Source organism: Terriglobus albidus (assembly GCF_008000815.1).
GTDB classification, from domain to species: domain Bacteria; phylum Acidobacteriota; class Terriglobia; order Terriglobales; family Acidobacteriaceae; genus Terriglobus; species Terriglobus albidus_A.
On sequence record NZ_CP042806.1, the window covers coordinates 2,410,788 to 2,427,125 of the forward strand.

Consider the following 16,338-nt stretch of genomic DNA (forward strand, 5'->3'; position numbering starts at 1 on the left):
TCCCCTTTCTTCTAGCGGCTACAAAGCATAAAGGCCGCTGACGGGGATTCGCCAGCGGCCTTTATGCCGAGGACTAAGCTACCTTTTCCTTCGATGGTTCGGGGAAGGGGCCGTATTGTTCCGCGGTATCGTCCGCGTGGTTATAGATGTTTTTGCCATCCTTCAGAAATGGAGTAGCCATGGCCCAGGGTTTGCCGTCCGGACGGTCGATCGGCGCCGCGCTGTACTGCGGCAGATAGATTCGCCGCATGTTGTCCGTCCTGTTCGGCCCGCTGCGGTGGAAGACATAGCTGTCGAAGGCGACGATGCTTCCGGCGGGCACGATGACTGCATCGCCGGGGTCGTTGCCGGTATAGCCGATCAGGTCGTTGGTCCCGTCTTCCTTGGTGTGGTCGATGATGCTGTGCTGGGTTCCGCCGCGCGAGTGCGGCAGCAGGTAGACGGTGCCGTTTTCTTCGCTGACGTCGTCCAGCGTGCACCAGCAGGTCACGTAGGGCTTGTGCTGGGTCGTGGGGTTGTACCACTTCACATAGCCGGAGTCCTGATGCCAGGCGAATTTCATGCCCTGCTCGGCGCCCTTGACCACCCATTGCTCATGGAATAGGTAAGCGTCAGGGCCGACCGTGGCCGCCGCTACCTGGGCCATCAAATCGCTGAAGACGAAACGCCACAGACGGGAGCTGAGACGGTAGCGGTTATTGATGAAGTATCTCTTGCCACGGTGGCTGATGTTTTCCGTCTGGACACCCTTGGCGTCCATCATGGAATCGTAGTAACCGAGGTAGTAAGAGCACTCCTCACGCAACATGCTCAGCATCTCCGGAGGAATGACTCCGGGCAGGATCATGTAGCCTTCTGTGCGGTACAGTTCGCGTTGTTGTTCCGTAATGATCGCCATACGCATTGCAATCTACGTAGTAGAGCTTACCTTTGGCTTCTCATTTTTGAAATTAGTTGTTATCGTATTTTGTCGTAACGAGCACTGTCATGCGCGAGCGCCTGCAAATTCGTCCGGAATTCGATGGAAACGTCTGGCTTTACCACAACCTGGGCTGGACCAACCGGCGGCACCACCATGCCGAGCTGGAGCTGAACATCGTCACCCGGGGAACGGGCAGCTATCTTCTGGGAAGCCGGAAATATCAGATTCGGAGCGGTGATCTGATCTGGCTATTCCCGGCCCAGGAGCATGTTCTCTTTGAAGAGTCGGCAGATTTTGAGATGTGGATTGCGGTCTTCAAGCGTCGCGCCGTCAAACGTTTCGCAATCGACGAGTTCAGCGCCCCATTGCTGAAACTTACCCGCGAAGGCGAGTGCTGCCGCCGCCTGACATCGCAAGAATTGTCGCGCATGGAGGCCCATTGTGCCGATCTGCTGGCAGGAGCCAGGCAGCCTGGATTTCTGAATGCCGGCCTCAGCTATCTGCTGCTTTATGCCTGGCAGTGTTTTGAGCGGGCAGGCACGGTACCAGTACGCGACGTGCATCCCGCCGTGGAGCGAGCTGCCCACCTGCTGCGCGACGAGGACAATACCTTGAACCTCGATGAACTAGCGCGGCGGTCAGGGCTGTCGGCAGCACGGCTGAGCCGCCTGTTCAAGCAGCAGACCGGCTTTGCGATGGTGGACTTTCGCAATCGTCAGCGGATTGATCGTTTTCTCGATATCTATGGCAACGGGCAACGACAGACGATGCTCGACGCCGCCCTGGAGGCAGGATTCGGCAGCTATCCCCAGTTCCATCGCGTCTTCCGGAGAATTATGGGATGCGCTCCGGGGGAGTATCGCCGTGGCGATGCAAGCTGACAGGCAGGCAGCCAACGGTTGCTAACGGCATTTGCACTGTTCATCGTGATGGCCAAGCTGGCACAATGGTGCTGTCTGAACCAACCTTGCAATGGCAGAGAACCCCGCCTCAACCTTGTCCCGCTTGACGCACAGGCTTTTGCTGGTTGCCGTACTGGCTGTGGTGACTGCGACCTACGCGAACCACTTTCACAACGGCTTCCACTTCGACGACGCTCATGCTGTTGTCGATAATCCCTCTATCCGCAGCCTTGCCAATCTGCCGCGTTTCTTTAGCGATACAACGACGTTCAGTGTATTGCCAGCAAACCGTACGTACCGCCCGTTCGTTTCGGCATCGCTTGCTGTGGATTACGCGCTTGGCCGCGGGTATGTGCCCTTCTGGTTCCACCTCTCTACCTTTATCGTCTTCTTGCTGCAGCTTGCGGGAATGTATGCGTTGTACCTCGCCGTGCTGCGGCGGATCCGTCCTGCGGCGGAGTTTGAGACCGGTAACCGGATCGCTTCTCTTCTGGCGGTAGCCTGGTATGGGCTTCATCCCGCGATCGCGGAGACCGTTAACTACATCATTCAGCGGGGCGATATCTTCAGCACTGCCGGAGTAGTGGCGGCACTTGCCCTCTACGTGCGTTTTCCAGGGATCCGCAGGAGCGGGCTGTACTTGCTCCCGTTCGCCTTCGGACTTCTCAGCAAGCCGCCGGCCTTTGTCTTTCCATTCCTGCTGTGGCTTTATGGGGCACTCTTCGAGCCATCTCGTGAACGCAGGTTGTACCGTTCTTTCCTGGCCGCACTTCCATCGCTGGCGGTCTGCATCGTGCTACTGGTCTTCGAGTCGGCGATGACGCCGAAGAGCTATGCGCCTTCGGTCTTGTCGGCAGCAGACTACCGGATGACACAGCCGTTCGTACTGCTGCGCTATTTCGGATCGCTCTTTCTTCCGGTTCATCTCAATGTCGATACCGATCTCACAGCCTTTCACAGGTTCAATGGGAGTGCTTTCGGAGGTTTTCTCTTTGTCATCGCGATTCTTGTTGCTGCCTGGCTTACCGCGCGAAAAGAATCGACCCGGCCGATTGCGTTTGGACTTTTCTGGTTTCTGATCACCTCAGTGCCGACATCGTTCTATGTCCTGTCTGAGGTAGAGAACGATCACCGGATGTACTTCCCCTTTGTGGGGCTGGTGTTTGCGGTGGTCTGGTCGCTCTGGCTGGCATTTGAGTCTCTGCTGCAACGTGTATCGCCGCCTCAGGCCACCCGTCATGTTGCATTTGCCGGTGTCCTCGTGCTGCTCGCGGTGTATGCATTCGGGACATATCAACGGAACAGGGTCTGGCGTACAGACGAGTCTCTCTGGAAAGATGATGTCGCGAAGAGCCCTCACAATGGGCGTGGATTGATGAACTATGGCCTTACGCAAATGGCCAAGGGCGCCTATCCTGAGGCCCTGGACTCGTTTCAGCGAGCGTTGCTCTATACGCCTAATTACTCGACGCTCGAGATCAACCTGGGCGTACTCTATGGTGTCATGTTCCAGGCGAAAGAAGCGGCGCAGCATTTCCAACGAGCGATTCAACTGGCCCCCGGCAGCGATGAGTCTCATTATTTCTATGGGCGCTGGCTCTATCAGAGTGGAGATCTGCCCTCTGCCATTCGCGAATTAGAGACCGCAACGCGCTTGAATCCATCCAGGCAGGCTGCGCAGTCGCTGCTCACGGTTGCACAGGCTACAGGCAATACGGTGAACTACTGGGTGGATGCATCGCTCTATCAGTATCGAAGCGGTAATTACGCGGCCTGCATTGCAGATGCTCAAAAAGCGTTGGATCTCAACGCCAATACGGCACCGGCGTATAACAATATCGGCGCGGCCTACGCCGCACTCCAGCAATGGGATCTCGCCATCCAGAATGAGCGCGAAGCCTTGCGCGTCGATCCTTCGTTCGCCGTGGCGAAGAACAATCTGGAAGCCTACACGCAGCAGCTTGCACAGGCTTCTCCGAAGTCGGCTGAGGATTGGTTGAATCTTTCGCTGCATGACAATCAAGCCGGCCTCTTTCAGAAGAGCATTCAGGATGCACGGGAGGCTCTCAAACTGCGACCGGATTACGCGGAGGCGTACAACAATATCGCGGCAGGGTACGAAGGGCTCCACGACTGGGACCGAGCGATTGAAGCCGCACAGAAGGCAGTGAGTCTGAAGCCTGATTTTCAGTTGGCAAAGAATAATCTCGCCTGGGCGCAGCAACAACGCAGTGTTCAGCCGCGCTGATCGCTACCAAAGACAAGCAGCCGCTGTGCCGAGAAGCTCAGTAGAAAGAGCACGCTCTCGACAAGGATCTTGGTGAGGACGACGTTCCAGCCAAATCCCTCAGAGAGTCTACGAATACCTCCATACGAGATGGCCGCTAGCAGAATCGCCAGAAGATAGTAGCGCCATAGAGTCGAGGCGACTGATCGATGGCTGTGGAAGACCAGCTTCCGGTTCAACGCAAAGTTGACGAGAGAGCTCAGCCGCCCGGCGATCATGGCGGCGAGTACGTTGTGCGTCAACCAGAAAGCGAAGGTAAAGAACACCAGATCGAGACCCGCTGAGATCAGCGACGATGCGAAGAAGCGCAGCAGCACAAAATAGATGCGCATCGAATCGCGAAGAGGCTGAAAGCTGGATGAGCGATTTCCTTCGATGTAGATGGTTTGAATCGGGATTTCTACGGGGTAAATACCCTTCGCGCTCAGGTGAGCGAGGACCGTCATCTCGTATTCATAACGTTCTCCCGGAAGAGCCAGAAGCTCGGGGAGCAGGGCCGAGGAAAAGGCACGTAGTCCGGTCTGTGTATCGGTGACTTTGTGTCCGCTGAAAAAATGAAAGACGATCCGGGTCAATCTATTGCCCAATCGGCTGCGAAGCGGAACATCGCCGGAAAAGGCGCGGCAGCCTAAGACAACTGTTCGTGGACGAGTGCCCAAGGCTTCTGCGACGCGCACAATGTCGCTTACCGCATGCTGGCCATCTGCATCGGCGGTTATCAGACCGGAGAAGCCGGTCAGCTTGTCGAGAAAGAAGTTGATGCCCGTCTTGAGGGCTCGCCCTTTGCCGAGATTGACGGCGTGCCGCAGGAGATGAACCCTAGGAATCTGTTGCAGCGCAGCGAAGGCCGGATGGTCGGTGGCCGACATGCCGTCGTCGACGACAATAATCGCCCCAAATCCCGCCTCACTGAGTTCGTGAATCATGGGGGCAAGACCAGGCTCCAGCCGACGCACGGGTACAAGGACAGCCATCTGTGCAAGACCAGCCGCTGTCATTTGGTCTCGGGCTTCCTCGGTGCGGGCATCTGCCGTTGTTTCGCAATCTCCTCATTTGCCCATGCGATGTTGTTCTGTGCGAGGGCGAGGGTGGGGTTCAATTGCAGCGCCTTCCTGAACCAGTCCAACGCCTGTTGTGGGTCGTGTTGGAACATGTAGGCCGTACCGATATTGTTTGCCGCCAGCGCACCCTGTGCATCATGCGGAGGAACCCGCCGCCATGCTGCGATGGCCTGAGCGTAATCGCCGAGATGGAGGAAGTTGAGGCCTTCATCGAGATAGAAGGCTGAATCTCTTTTGGCGGGTGCGGTCCGCTCCTGATCGGCCAGAATCTTTTGCGTTTTAAGGACCTCACCTTGGGCCCACGCGAGATTGTTGCGGGCCAACTGGAAGTCAGGTTGTATGGCGAGCGCTTTTGCGCAGTCCTGGATGGCAATGTTGTAAGACATCAGCATCGTATTGGCGGCGCAAAGATTGTTCCAGGCGACGGCATTCCGCGGTTCTGATGCGACAACTTCTTCCAGAAGGGGAACGGCCTTGCCGGGCTGATTGGCCTGGATCAGGTGAAGGGCTTGGTCGATGCGGGTCGCGATGGATTCTGACACCGGATTCGGCGAGGCGCCTTTCGCGGCAGAACGAGGTTCCTGAGTCGAGGCCTGGGCCCGGTCCGGGAAGAGGTAATAGCCGGTGAGGTAGTATGCCGGCCATACGAGTAAGACAGCGGCCACGGCGAGAGCACGCAGCCGCTCTGACTTCCACGAATCGAATTTACCGGCTGTGCTCATATTCCGAGAGACCTTGTAATCCTTATCTTGGATTGGAAGAGGAAGGCTGAGCCGGAGGCTCACCGAGAACCGGTCTTAGCGCGAGGTCCTGCATGCCTGTATTAAGCAGATAGTCGCGGCCGAAGTTCACATCGCGTAATGCCGCTACTCCAAGTACGACGCTGAGGATCGTCCATGCAAACAGTCCGCCGAGTGGACGCATGACGCGATGAAGTTGGACGGTGAACCAACCGCATCCTGCCCCCGCAAGCATGCACAGCGAGGAGTAAATGGGAGCGGTGTACCGCAGGTTCATCCGTTCGGAGACGATCTGTACCAGGAGCAGCACGATGCAGTATCCAGCGAGCGCCAACGGCAAACCTGCCGCGCTTAGACTGCGAGCTCCGAAGGAACGATAGATTGCAATGACCATTCCTGCGAGTGCGCCGATCGCCACCAGCGGGCAGACTCGAACAATGGCTGCGGGCAACATCCAGGCTGGGCCCACGCTATAGGTTTGGTCGTATACATTCATGGCGGAGACGTTCTCTGCAATCCGCTGAAGGGCCACATATTTACCCAGGCCGCCGAAAATCGATGCCAGGATGGCTGCCGTGATCAAAATTGCCGCACCCAAGCTTACCGCGGCTCCAACAGCTGTAGCACGATCTTTTCGTAGAATCGCGGCTCCGAACAGACCTGCGGTGCACAGCAGGAAGGCGACTCCGATATTCTCTTTGGTCGTGAGAGATAGTACGCCGGCAATCGTAAAGACGAGGTACGCACCCAGGCGCGCCACGCCACGTAATCTCGGGAGCTCCATTGCCAAGACGATCAGAGCCGTTGCAAGCAGTGAGATGACGGCTTCCTGCCAGGCTCGCCGCCCGGTCATCAGCTCGAATGGAAGAACAGCATCCAGCAAAACTGTAATCGCTGCTGCTGTGCGTGCGAGGTGGCGGCGCGCAGCGAAGGCTACGAGGATCAGCGTTGCAATGTTCGCAACCAGTGAGAGCTGTGCCCCGGCGAGGACCGTCCGATTTCCGGTGATCTCCATATATCCCGCGAGGATTCCGAGGTATCCAACACGCACCGGTGACGGAGCCACGCCGACTTCCATCGGGTTGCGGACGAGTTCGTCGCCGAGCGTGCGAAGGCCGGAGACACCTTGTTCCAGAAGGACGTTTGCCTGTCGCGTATAGGTTCTTTCGTCAGGGCTGCGAGCGATTTCGGGCTCAAAAAAAGAAAGGCGAAGCAGGATTCCGGCACATGCGCTGATGAAGATCAGCCAGCCGGTAATGGATGAGATCTTTGCGTCCCGATCATCGGCATGAACCTCGGCGGCCGGAGCTGCCTGCAACGGCCCGGAGGGGGAACGCTGGCTCTTGTCGATAGGCATCGTGCGGTGTGCAGCCTCTGGCCCTGGAGTCGAATACGTCAGCCATTAGAGCATTTCTCCTAATACTGTAGCTTTGGAAAAGCTGCGAATGCCGTTTTCTTTGCGGAAAACGATGCAGGCAGCCAAAACTTCACCCCAGCGAAACCGTTCGCTGGGGACCCCGACACTCCGCTCTACGCCATTAGGAGAAATGCTCTATCGCTCAGTCTCGGGGAATTCTCTCGATGCGGCTGGAGAATGCATCGTTATGATCTTGCTTCTCTGGGGAATGCCTTGTTGATAGCGGCGAGTTGATCGAGAAAGACATCACGAATCGTCCCGTCGAGCTCTACCGGGACATCCCAGGTGACGGAGCCGCCGGCGTTCAGGAGATTTCCGGTAAAGGAAACCACCTGTTCGGCGGTGAAGCGAGGTGCGCCGGAGCCCCATTTCTCGCCGAGGAAGCTGAGCATGTGGAGCTGTGTTCCATCGACCTGCCCCTTTTCAGCTCGGCGGATGGCGGCAAGTTCCGGCTTATCGATCTCACCTGCCGTGAAATCTTCTTCAGGCGTTACCGATAGAAAGCGATAGAGCACGCCGGGATTGAATGCAATGCATGAAGCAGAGTTTCCGGCCCGGGCCGCTGCTGCGAAGCTGGCGAAGTTAGGTGCATCTGCGCCCCGATACATCGTATTTGCAAAGTAGCAACCATCAAACCACCAGCCAGTGACCTTCTGTCCCCACCGGTGAGACCACTCCTCAATGATCTGCTGCCACTTGCGCTGAAAGTTCTTGTTCACATGAGGTCCGTTTGCCCACTCCAGAGCCGTAACGGCTGACTTGTCTTGTGCCGGTGCGCCAGAAGGCAGGTAAACCATCAGCTTGATATCGTGCCGGCTGAGCGGCTCATAAAGATCGGCTACCAGATCGCGATGCGAGCACTTGCTGGGATTGTTGCCGACAACCCTGTCATAGGCGGCGTTGGGCGAGAGATAGTAGCCGGAGTTCTGGCCGATGCTGATCTGATAGTGTCCTGCGCCAACGGAGTTGAGGCGTTTTGCCATGGCCTCCACGTCGAACCCATTTACCAGCTTGTTCCAGAGCTCGACGGTCATCTCAAGCTTATGATCGCGCGCCTGCCAGTCTGAGAGATAGTGCGTCATCACTCCCCAGCGGTAACGCTGGTCCTGCATCCATGCAGCCCGGCCGGTGAGAGGTGCAACTTCTTTTTGTGCCGGCTGTGAGGCATGGAGCGACATTGATCCTGCGGCAAGGGCGGCACTGCCGCCTAAGAGGAAGTTGCGGCGCGTGAGGACCATCCTGCTCCTTTGCGGACGTTATGAAACAACGCCAGTGAACTGACCCACTATGGACTCCGTATGGACCGCCAGTCAATCCTCCTGTGAAAAATATATTTCACAAGTGAAATTAAAGCGTGTTAGGCTGTGTGCGCTCAGAAGAGTAAGGAGTTGTGTGTGCGCATGATGCTCAGCGTTCGAGGTGCTATGGGTATGAGAGGTTTTGTCCGGTCTGTCTGCTGTTCGTCCGCCATGGTTTTGGCGCTGCACGCTGTGGGGTACGCGCAACACTTGACGCCGGATGAAGCGCAGAGGCAACTGGACACAGGCAATGAGCCGATGAAGGTCGGCGATGCCGCGCCCAAGGATGCTGCTGCCGTCAAAGATGCGACTTCAGGTTGGTATGCGGCCTCCTTGAAGACGCGGGATCAGCGCCTGGAATGGTGGAGGGAAGCCCGGTTTGGCTGCTTTGTCCACTGGGGGGCATACTCCGTGCTGGGGGGAGAGTGGAAGGACCGTCCGAATCCTGGATATGCCGAGCACATCATGCGGGTAAACCGTATTCCGGTGGAGACCTACAAAAACGAGGTCGCGGCCAAATTTCATCCGGATGCGTATGACGCAAAGTCTTGGGTACGGCAGATGAAGGCTGCCGGCATGCAATACGTCATCATCACGTCGAAGCACCACGACGGGTTTGCCATCTGGCCTTCGGAAGTGAACAAGTACAACATCCGTGATGTTGCACACTTTCAGCGTGATCCCTTGAAGGAACTTGTTGATGCGGCCCGGGCAGAAGGTCTGCACGTCGGCTTCTATTACTCGCATGCCTTCGATTGGGAAGACCCCAATGCTCCAGGGAACGACTGGGACTATACGAATCCCGCAGGCGACAAGGGACTCTTTGGTGGGCTCAACTGGTACAACGCGCATCCGGAGCTGGTGGCCAAGGTTGATAAGTACATCGATGGAAAGGCGATCCCTCAACTGAAGGAGCTCATCGCCAGATATCACCCGGACATCCTCTGGTTCGACACCCCCAGCAAGCTGCCCTTCTACGAGCAGGCGAGGATTGTGAAGGCGGTCCGCGAAGCCGACCCCAATGTGGTGATCAATGGACGCGCTGCACGGACCAAGGGCGTAAATCTCGGAGACTACCTGGACACGGCCGATCGTCCTGAGGAGTTGCGGCCGACCCCGGGAGACTGGGAGGCGATTCCGACAACGAATGAGTCGTACGGCTACGACAAGCTGGATCCGGTCCACAAGCCAGTACCGTACTTCATCCAATTGTTGGCGAAGACCTCCGCAAAGGGCGGCAACATCCTGTTGAATATCGGACCGAAGGGAGACGGAACCATCGACCCGCCGGACGCGGAGATCCTGGCTGGTATCGGAAAGTGGATGGCGGTGAATGGAGAAAGCATTCACGGCACTGAAAGAACTCCATTGGACCGGCAGGTCTGGGGGGATTCCACCATCAAAGGAAACACTTTGTACCTGCACGTCATGAACTGGCCGTCCGACGGAAAGCTTCTGGTTGGAGGGCTAACCAGCAAGGTGACAGAGGCCTATCTGCTGAGCGATAGCGCAAAGCATTCCTTGAAGACCGCGGTGGAAGGATACGACCTGCTGGTGCATGTTCCGGCAACAGCTCCGGACTCGGTCGATACCGTAATCGTGCTCAAGACCGCTGGTCCTGTTCGGGGGCAGATGGGACGGTTACTGCAGGCGACGTCAGGGCCGAACCGGCTTCTGGGCTTCGATGCCGCCTCGCATGGAAATGGGTTTGTCTACGGCGACGGCAAGACCGCACAGTACTTCGTGGATGGGCTGGAGAAGGTGGGGAACTCTCTGACCTGGAACGTCCGTTCGGACAAGCCGCGGCGGTATGAGGTTGAGGTGAAGTACTCGACTCCGAAGGGTTCCAATCCCGCCGGAGGAAAGTTCGTAGTGAAGATGGCCGACCATGTTCTGACAGTTCCCGTGGAAGCGACACCGGGTCCGAAGGAGATCAAGACCGCTGTTGCCGGAACATTTGAGATCGCATCAGGAAGCCTGCAGGACATCTCCGTTACTGCGGAAGGTTCCGCGGAACCGGTGCATTTCTTCGAATTGAACCTGAAACCCATCCAGTAGAAAAGACAAATGGCCTGGCTGTCACAGCCAGGCCAGTCTCTTTTGAAGGTGTTTATTTCAGCGGAATATCGATGACTTCGATCGTGTTTGCGGGCACGTTGCGAGAGAGTTGTGGCTTCCAGGTCGCGCTCGACTTCACCGGCTTGATGACGTCGGGGTGTTCGATAGTGTTCGTGATCCAGCGACTGGCTCCGTGCAGGGTATAGACCGTAGCGTTTCCTGATGCCGCATTGGGAATCTCGAGCATAAGCGGTTGAGCCGAGCTCGATCCGTTAACCAGTTTGAGATGCAGCACTTTTTCCGCCGTGGAGACGGTGGCCGACCAGAAGAAGCGTGGGTTTTCCCCGCTCGCCGTGGTCTTCACCGTGTGGTCCCCAAGATGGTTCGCGAAGAGCACCTGGGCATAGTACGAAGGTGATCCGTAGGAGCGTATGGCATCGTAGCCAATCAGGTCAGACGACCATTGCATGCCGCCTGGATTGACATTCACCATCAGCGGGGCATATGCGGCCATGACGATCAGGTCGCTATTGCGTTCCATACCCGCCATGAAGGCCGCGTCTCCGAGCGCGGCGCCGAAGTCGGGTGTCGGCGATCCGGTCCGCGTCGCCCACTCTCCTACAAAGATCTTCGGTCCCTTGCGGTCCGCGTCATCGTACTTGTGGACAAGGGCGAACATCTCCTCCGGATTCCTGTAGTAGTGGTCATCCTGCACATCAGGATCTCCCTTGGTGTTGGGCGCAGTTGAGATCAGCTTGTACTGCGGGTATTTGGCACGGATTGCTTTTGCGAATGCCTGGAAGCGTTCGTCATAGGAGCCAGATTTATCGAAGTAATCTTCGTTCCCGATCTCGATGTAGTGCAGCGGGAAGGCAGCGGGATGGCCGTTCTTTGCCCGTACCGCGCCCCACTTCGTGCTGGTGTCGCCGGTTACGTACTCAATCTCGTCGAGAGCATCCTGGATAAACGGCTCCAGGTCCTTTCCGGTAACGTGTTCTCCCTTCAGGGAGTAGCCGGCATAGACGGCCAACACAGGCTCGATCTTCAGGTCTTCGCACCACTCCAGGAATTCGAGCAGGCCCAGACCGTCGGACGAGGTGTAGTTCCAGGGGCTCCGGTGCGTGGGACGATCGACGAGAGGGCCAATGGTCTCTTTCCAGTTGAAGCGTTCTTTGATGAAGTCGCCCTCAAGGTAGTTCCCGCCAGGAAGACGCAGAAAGTTTGGCTTCATGGCTGCCATCATCTCCATCAGGTCGGGACGGTTTCCATTGGCGCGGTTGTGATACGTCGGGCTCATCACCGAGACCAGCTGCAGTGAGACGGTTCCTGGCTGGTCAAAGAGCACTTCGAGATGATGCTGCGCGGAGGCGGTGATCTCAGCCTTCGAAGTCATCTTGAACTCGCATTGCTTCCATGCTCCGCCACTCAGATCCACTGTAGTCTCCGCGACAGCTTCTCCAGTCTGATCGGCGATCAGGCGGATATGCGCCTTCATAGGGGAGTTGGTCTTTGCATAGAGGCTGCCGGTGTAGGTGGTGGAGGGTTTAACTCCCATTCCCCAGAAGCCGGTATTGGCCACTCCTGCTTCGTCGCCGGCGCCGCGGGCTTTTATGGTCAGTTTCATGCTTGAGCTGAGCGCTGCGCTGGGACCGTCCGAGCCCGCATCGATCTCAACCTCACCATTGCCACGAGAGGCCGGCAGCCAGGAGGCGAAGCTTTTGCCCCGGTGCTGGAAGGTGCGGTTACGAATCAGCTCTGCATAGAGGCCTCCGTCGTAGGAGTAGTTGATCTCCTCTGTCATCAGGCCATAGAGCATGGGGCTCACGGAGGAGAGGACTGCGTCGGTTTCGACTCTAAGGGTTGGGCTCTGTGCGGATATCTGGCTGGAACCGAGACCAAGAAACACGGAGGCAATGAGCGGCGTAAGAACTGTCCTGGCGAGGGTGTTCATGCTGTCTCCCGTTTGATTTGGGGCGTGGACTTCGGGTAAACGTTTTCTAAAGAGACGACGATACGAGCCGGCATCAGCCTTGTCAAGCAACCCGTTGCTGTCGCTGTCTATGATTGGCGTCGAATGGGCCTACCAATAGGGAATGAGATCGTCCCGTTGCAGGGGCTGGGCCGGTATCTACGAAACAAAAATTGGGACCCTCGACTGGTGTTGGATCGAATGGCTCCGATCCGCGAAAATCTTTTGTTTTATCTGTTCATGGTTGCAGAAGACCTGTGGATGGTTGCCTGAAAGCCTCTTATTCCCGGCCGGCAAAAGGCCCTCATCAAAAACTCTCGTTGACACGTTTTTCTTAAAGGTAGTACCTTTTGTCCCGATTTTGAGGAGAGGTGGATTCGAAAGCCTGTACCTCGCATCGGGGGGAAGTGATGGTTCGCTATATGCTGCTCAAAAAAATTGCCAGGTCGCTAGGAAGTGCCGCGTTTGCATCTCTCTTCACGGCCGTATCCGCACTGGGGCAGGTAGACCAGGGACGCTTCGTTGGCCATGTAGCCGATCCGCAGGGAAGTGCTGTGGTCAACGCCGCTATCAGCGCCACGAATCTTGATACCAACATCACGCAGACGGCAAAGACCGACGAGAACGGCGACTACGTGATTACGTCGGTTGTAACGGGTAATTACACGGTAAAGGTCGCTGCGCAGGGTTTTGAAGGTGCGGTGACCCAACGGATTGAGGTGCAGGTCGCGCAGATCGTCCGCCAGGACTTCAGCCTGAGGATCGGCTCAACCAGCGAAACGATTGAGGTGAGCACGACTGCTCCGCTGCTGAGCACGGACAGTGCAACAGTCGGACAGGTGATCACGAACAAGCAGTTGACGGAGCTTCCGATCAACGGGCGAGGATTCTACCGTTTGGCATCTCTGACGCCGGGAGCGGCGCTGTTGCCGCCTACCGGCAATTCGCTCGCGATCCGTCCGGAGGTCGTGAACGGAAACGTGATCAGCGGAATCCGCGGCAGCGCTACCTCGTTTCTGCTGGATGGCAACGATGTCAGCGAACAGCATCAGGGCGGAACCTTCATTCAGACATCCATTGATGCGCTGCAGGAGTTTTCTGTGCAGCAGAGCCCGTACTCCGCCGAATATAACCGTGGCGGCGCCTTCTTCAACGCAACCGTGAAGTCCGGCACGAATCGTTTTCACGGCGGGTTATTTGAGTTCCTGCGGAATGAGAAGTTCGATGCCCGTAACTTCTTTTCTCCTACCCGCGCAATTTTGAAGCGGAATCAGTTCGGGGCCTCGCTTGGTGGACCCCTCTTTATTCCGAAGTTTTACAGTGGCCGCGACCGCACCTTCTTTTTCGTCAACTATGAAGGGCAGAGGCTGCGCAATGGTTTGGTGGTCAACGTCATTGTTCCTTCCGATGCGCAGCGCTCTGGAAACTTCGGTGCGAAGAGAATCACGGATCCGCAGACAGGGTTGCAGTTTACGAACAATACGATTCCCACGAACCGCCTTTCGTCCCAGGCATTGGCCATTCAGCAGTACATCCCGCGGCAGAACACCTCATCGGGAACCTTTGCTGCCGTACCATCACAGGCGATCGACTTCGATCAGTACATTGTGCGGCTTGATCATCAGGTGACGGATAAGAACCGCCTCTTTGCGCGCTGGGTGTATGTGACCAATCACGAGGTCGATCCAAACAACGCACCTGCACTGGGCACCGCTAATCTCAGCTCGATTGGGCAGGACGTTGCTGTGGGGTTGATCACGAATATCGGGGCGACGATGGTGAACGAGATCCGTTCGCACTTCCTTCCCAGCCACGTTCGGTTACAGGCGTTTCTGCAGGGGCCTGACTTCAACGCAAAGTTCGGCATTGCCGGTTTGAGTGAGACGCTGAGGGACGGAAAGAGCTCCTTCCCCGACTACAGTTTCAGCGGATACTCTCCTATTCAGGGATCGACGTTCGATCAGCGCCCGAAATCGCAGGATCGCAAGGCATGGGAGATCAGCGATAACTTCACCATCTTGAAGGGAAAGCAGTCCATCAAGATGGGTACGCTGGTCCGGTACTATCAGTGGCTGGGCTACGACAGTCAGATCTACGCCGGCTCCTTCGGTTTCAGCGGAAGCGCAAGCGGAGACGCCTACGCAGACTTTCTGCTGGGCCTGCCGAATACCGGAAGCAGAGCCTTCCCCGCGATCAACTTCGGAGGGCAGGTGTGGTCGAAGCAGTTCTATGTGCAGGACGACATCCGCCTGGGACGGCTGACCCTGAACCTTGGCGTGCGTTATGAGTACACCCCGTGGCTGAATGGCTACAAAGGTCAGGTCGGAACCTTCGACCCATCCCAGTCGAAGCCGATCATCGTCTCCGGCGACGGCACTGTACCGGACCTGACGGCGCAGCCTGCGGCGCCTACGGCCTACCAGTTCTTTGGCCAGTACATCCAGACGACGGCACAGGCAAAACTTCCAAAGAATGCAACCTATACGGACAAAACCCAGTTCGGGCCAAGAATTGGGCTCGCCTATTCCCTGGATAACAAGACGGTGATTCGTGCTGGATTTGGAATGTTCTATGAGCCGGAAGGAACCAGTGGTCGTGTCAACCTGAACACGCTACCATTCCGCCTGGCGGAGACGGTTGCTCAGACACAATTCTCCGGGCCGAATGTAAAAACGCTTGCCGACTACTATCAGGGTTCGAAGCTTGGCTCGACGACTGCGAATCCCACCCTGTCGCCGACACGGCTCTATCTGAACATGGGAACAAACATCCACTACAGTCTGAACATCCAGCGACAATTTTCGAATCATGACGTTCTTGAGATCGGCTATGTGGGGAACCGCGGTGTTCACCTGAATGGAACAAACGATATCAACATCCCCACTCCAACTACAGGTACGGCTTCAGTACAGTCTCGCCGGCCATATCAGCCGTGGGGCAATATCACGTACAACACGCAGGATGTCACCAATCACTATGACTCACTGCAAACAAAGTACGAGCACCGTTTTCATGGCGGCTTCAGCCTTCTTACTGCGTATACCTATTCGAAGACGTTGCAGTATAACCAGGCTTCTGCGCTTGGTGGGAACTCTGCATACGAATATGCGCTTGCTGCTTATGACGTGCCTCACAACCTGGCCATGAGCGGACAGTATGAGCTTCCCTTTGGGCGTGGAAGAAAGATGTTGGGCAATGCCAATGGGTTTCTTGATTCGTTCATCGGCGGCTGGCAGGTGCAGGGAATCGTTATTCTACGCAGTGGAACGCCGTTTACCCCGGTTGTCTCGGGCGATGTAGCAAAGACCGGAGTTGGCAGCCAGCGACCGAACCTGAATCCCGCGGGAGGCTCGGCGAGCTTCAGGAAGTCGCTGACGAAGTGGTTCGATACCTCGCGCTACGTTGTCGCCCCAACCGGAACCTATGGCAACGTGCGAGCCAATACACAGCGCAGTGACATGTTCCGTCAGTACGATGCGTCGGTCTTCAAGAACTTCTCGCTTCCCGGCGAAAGCATCCTGTCGTTCCGTGCGGAGTTCTTCAATGTATCGAACACAACCAGCTTTGCAGCTCCCAATGCGACTATCGATGCAACGGCTGGAGGGCAGGTCAGCGCCACGTCGGTGAATCCTCGCAGCATCCAGCTCGCCCTGAAGTATCGGTTCTAAACCGAAGAAGGCCGCC

Annotated in this window: 10 protein-coding genes; 4 read left to right on the forward strand and 6 right to left on the reverse strand. The window is 56.8% G+C overall.

Annotated elements, in window-relative coordinates; all coding sequences use genetic code 11:
- Window positions 1-73: 73 nt before the first annotated feature.
- Entirely contained in the window at window positions 74-898 is an 825-nt protein-coding gene (locus tag FTW19_RS09700) for a phytanoyl-CoA dioxygenase family protein (RefSeq protein WP_222705555.1), read from the reverse strand.
- Between the two features lie 89 nt (window positions 899-987).
- Between FTW19_RS09700 and FTW19_RS09705 the strand changes: the two genes are divergently transcribed.
- Both FTW19_RS09705 and FTW19_RS09710 read left to right on the forward strand, forming a co-directional pair.
- On the forward strand, window positions 988-1,803 hold the full coding sequence (locus tag FTW19_RS09705; RefSeq protein ID WP_147647439.1) for a helix-turn-helix domain-containing protein: 816 nt from the start codon (window positions 988-990) through the stop codon (window positions 1,801-1,803).
- A 91-nt stretch (window positions 1,804-1,894) separates the two neighbouring features.
- Window positions 1,895-4,072, forward strand: a complete 2,178-nt coding sequence (locus FTW19_RS09710) for a tetratricopeptide repeat protein (RefSeq protein WP_147647440.1) — start codon at window positions 1,895-1,897, stop codon at window positions 4,070-4,072.
- Here the strand turns inward: FTW19_RS09710 and FTW19_RS09715 are convergent.
- The 4 genes from FTW19_RS09715 to FTW19_RS09730 form a co-directional block, all read right to left on the reverse strand.
- Entirely contained in the window at window positions 4,060-5,109 is a 1,050-nt protein-coding gene (locus tag FTW19_RS09715) for a bifunctional glycosyltransferase family 2/GtrA family protein (protein WP_147647441.1), read from the reverse strand. The genes FTW19_RS09710 and FTW19_RS09715 overlap by 13 nt on opposite strands.
- Window positions 5,106-5,894: a tetratricopeptide repeat protein gene (locus FTW19_RS09720; RefSeq protein ID WP_147647442.1), complete on the reverse strand. Its 789-nt coding sequence runs from the start codon at window positions 5,892-5,894 to the stop codon at window positions 5,106-5,108. The genes FTW19_RS09715 and FTW19_RS09720 overlap by 4 nt, the downstream gene beginning before the upstream one ends.
- Before the next feature lie 22 nt (window positions 5,895-5,916).
- Entirely contained in the window at window positions 5,917-7,269 is a 1,353-nt protein-coding gene (locus tag FTW19_RS09725; protein WP_147647443.1) for a hypothetical protein, read from the reverse strand.
- Window positions 7,270-7,514: 245 nt separating this feature from the next.
- The gene (locus FTW19_RS09730; RefSeq protein WP_222705556.1) at window positions 7,515-8,567 is read right to left on the reverse strand and encodes a hypothetical protein; all 1,053 of its coding nucleotides are present in this window, start codon (window positions 8,565-8,567) and stop codon (window positions 7,515-7,517) included.
- Between the two features lie 192 nt (window positions 8,568-8,759).
- Here FTW19_RS09730 and FTW19_RS09735 point away from each other — a divergent pair, with 192 nt between their 5' ends.
- Window positions 8,760-10,685, forward strand: coding sequence for an alpha-L-fucosidase (locus FTW19_RS09735; RefSeq protein WP_222705557.1), 1,926 nt, complete (start codon window positions 8,760-8,762; stop codon window positions 10,683-10,685).
- 52 nt (window positions 10,686-10,737) lie between these two features.
- Here the strand turns inward: FTW19_RS09735 and FTW19_RS09740 are convergent, their stop codons facing one another.
- Window positions 10,738-12,636 carry an alpha-L-arabinofuranosidase C-terminal domain-containing protein gene (locus tag FTW19_RS09740; protein WP_147647444.1) on the reverse strand — a complete coding sequence of 633 codons (1,899 nt, stop codon included), beginning with the start codon at window positions 12,634-12,636 and terminating at the stop codon, window positions 10,738-10,740.
- A 440-nt stretch (window positions 12,637-13,076) separates the two neighbouring features.
- Between FTW19_RS09740 and FTW19_RS09745 the strand changes: the two genes are divergently transcribed.
- Window positions 13,077-16,322 (forward strand): TonB-dependent receptor, encoded by a 3,246-nt coding sequence (locus FTW19_RS09745; protein WP_147647445.1) that lies wholly within the window; start codon window positions 13,077-13,079, stop codon window positions 16,320-16,322.
- Window positions 16,323-16,338: the final 16 nt, after the last annotated feature.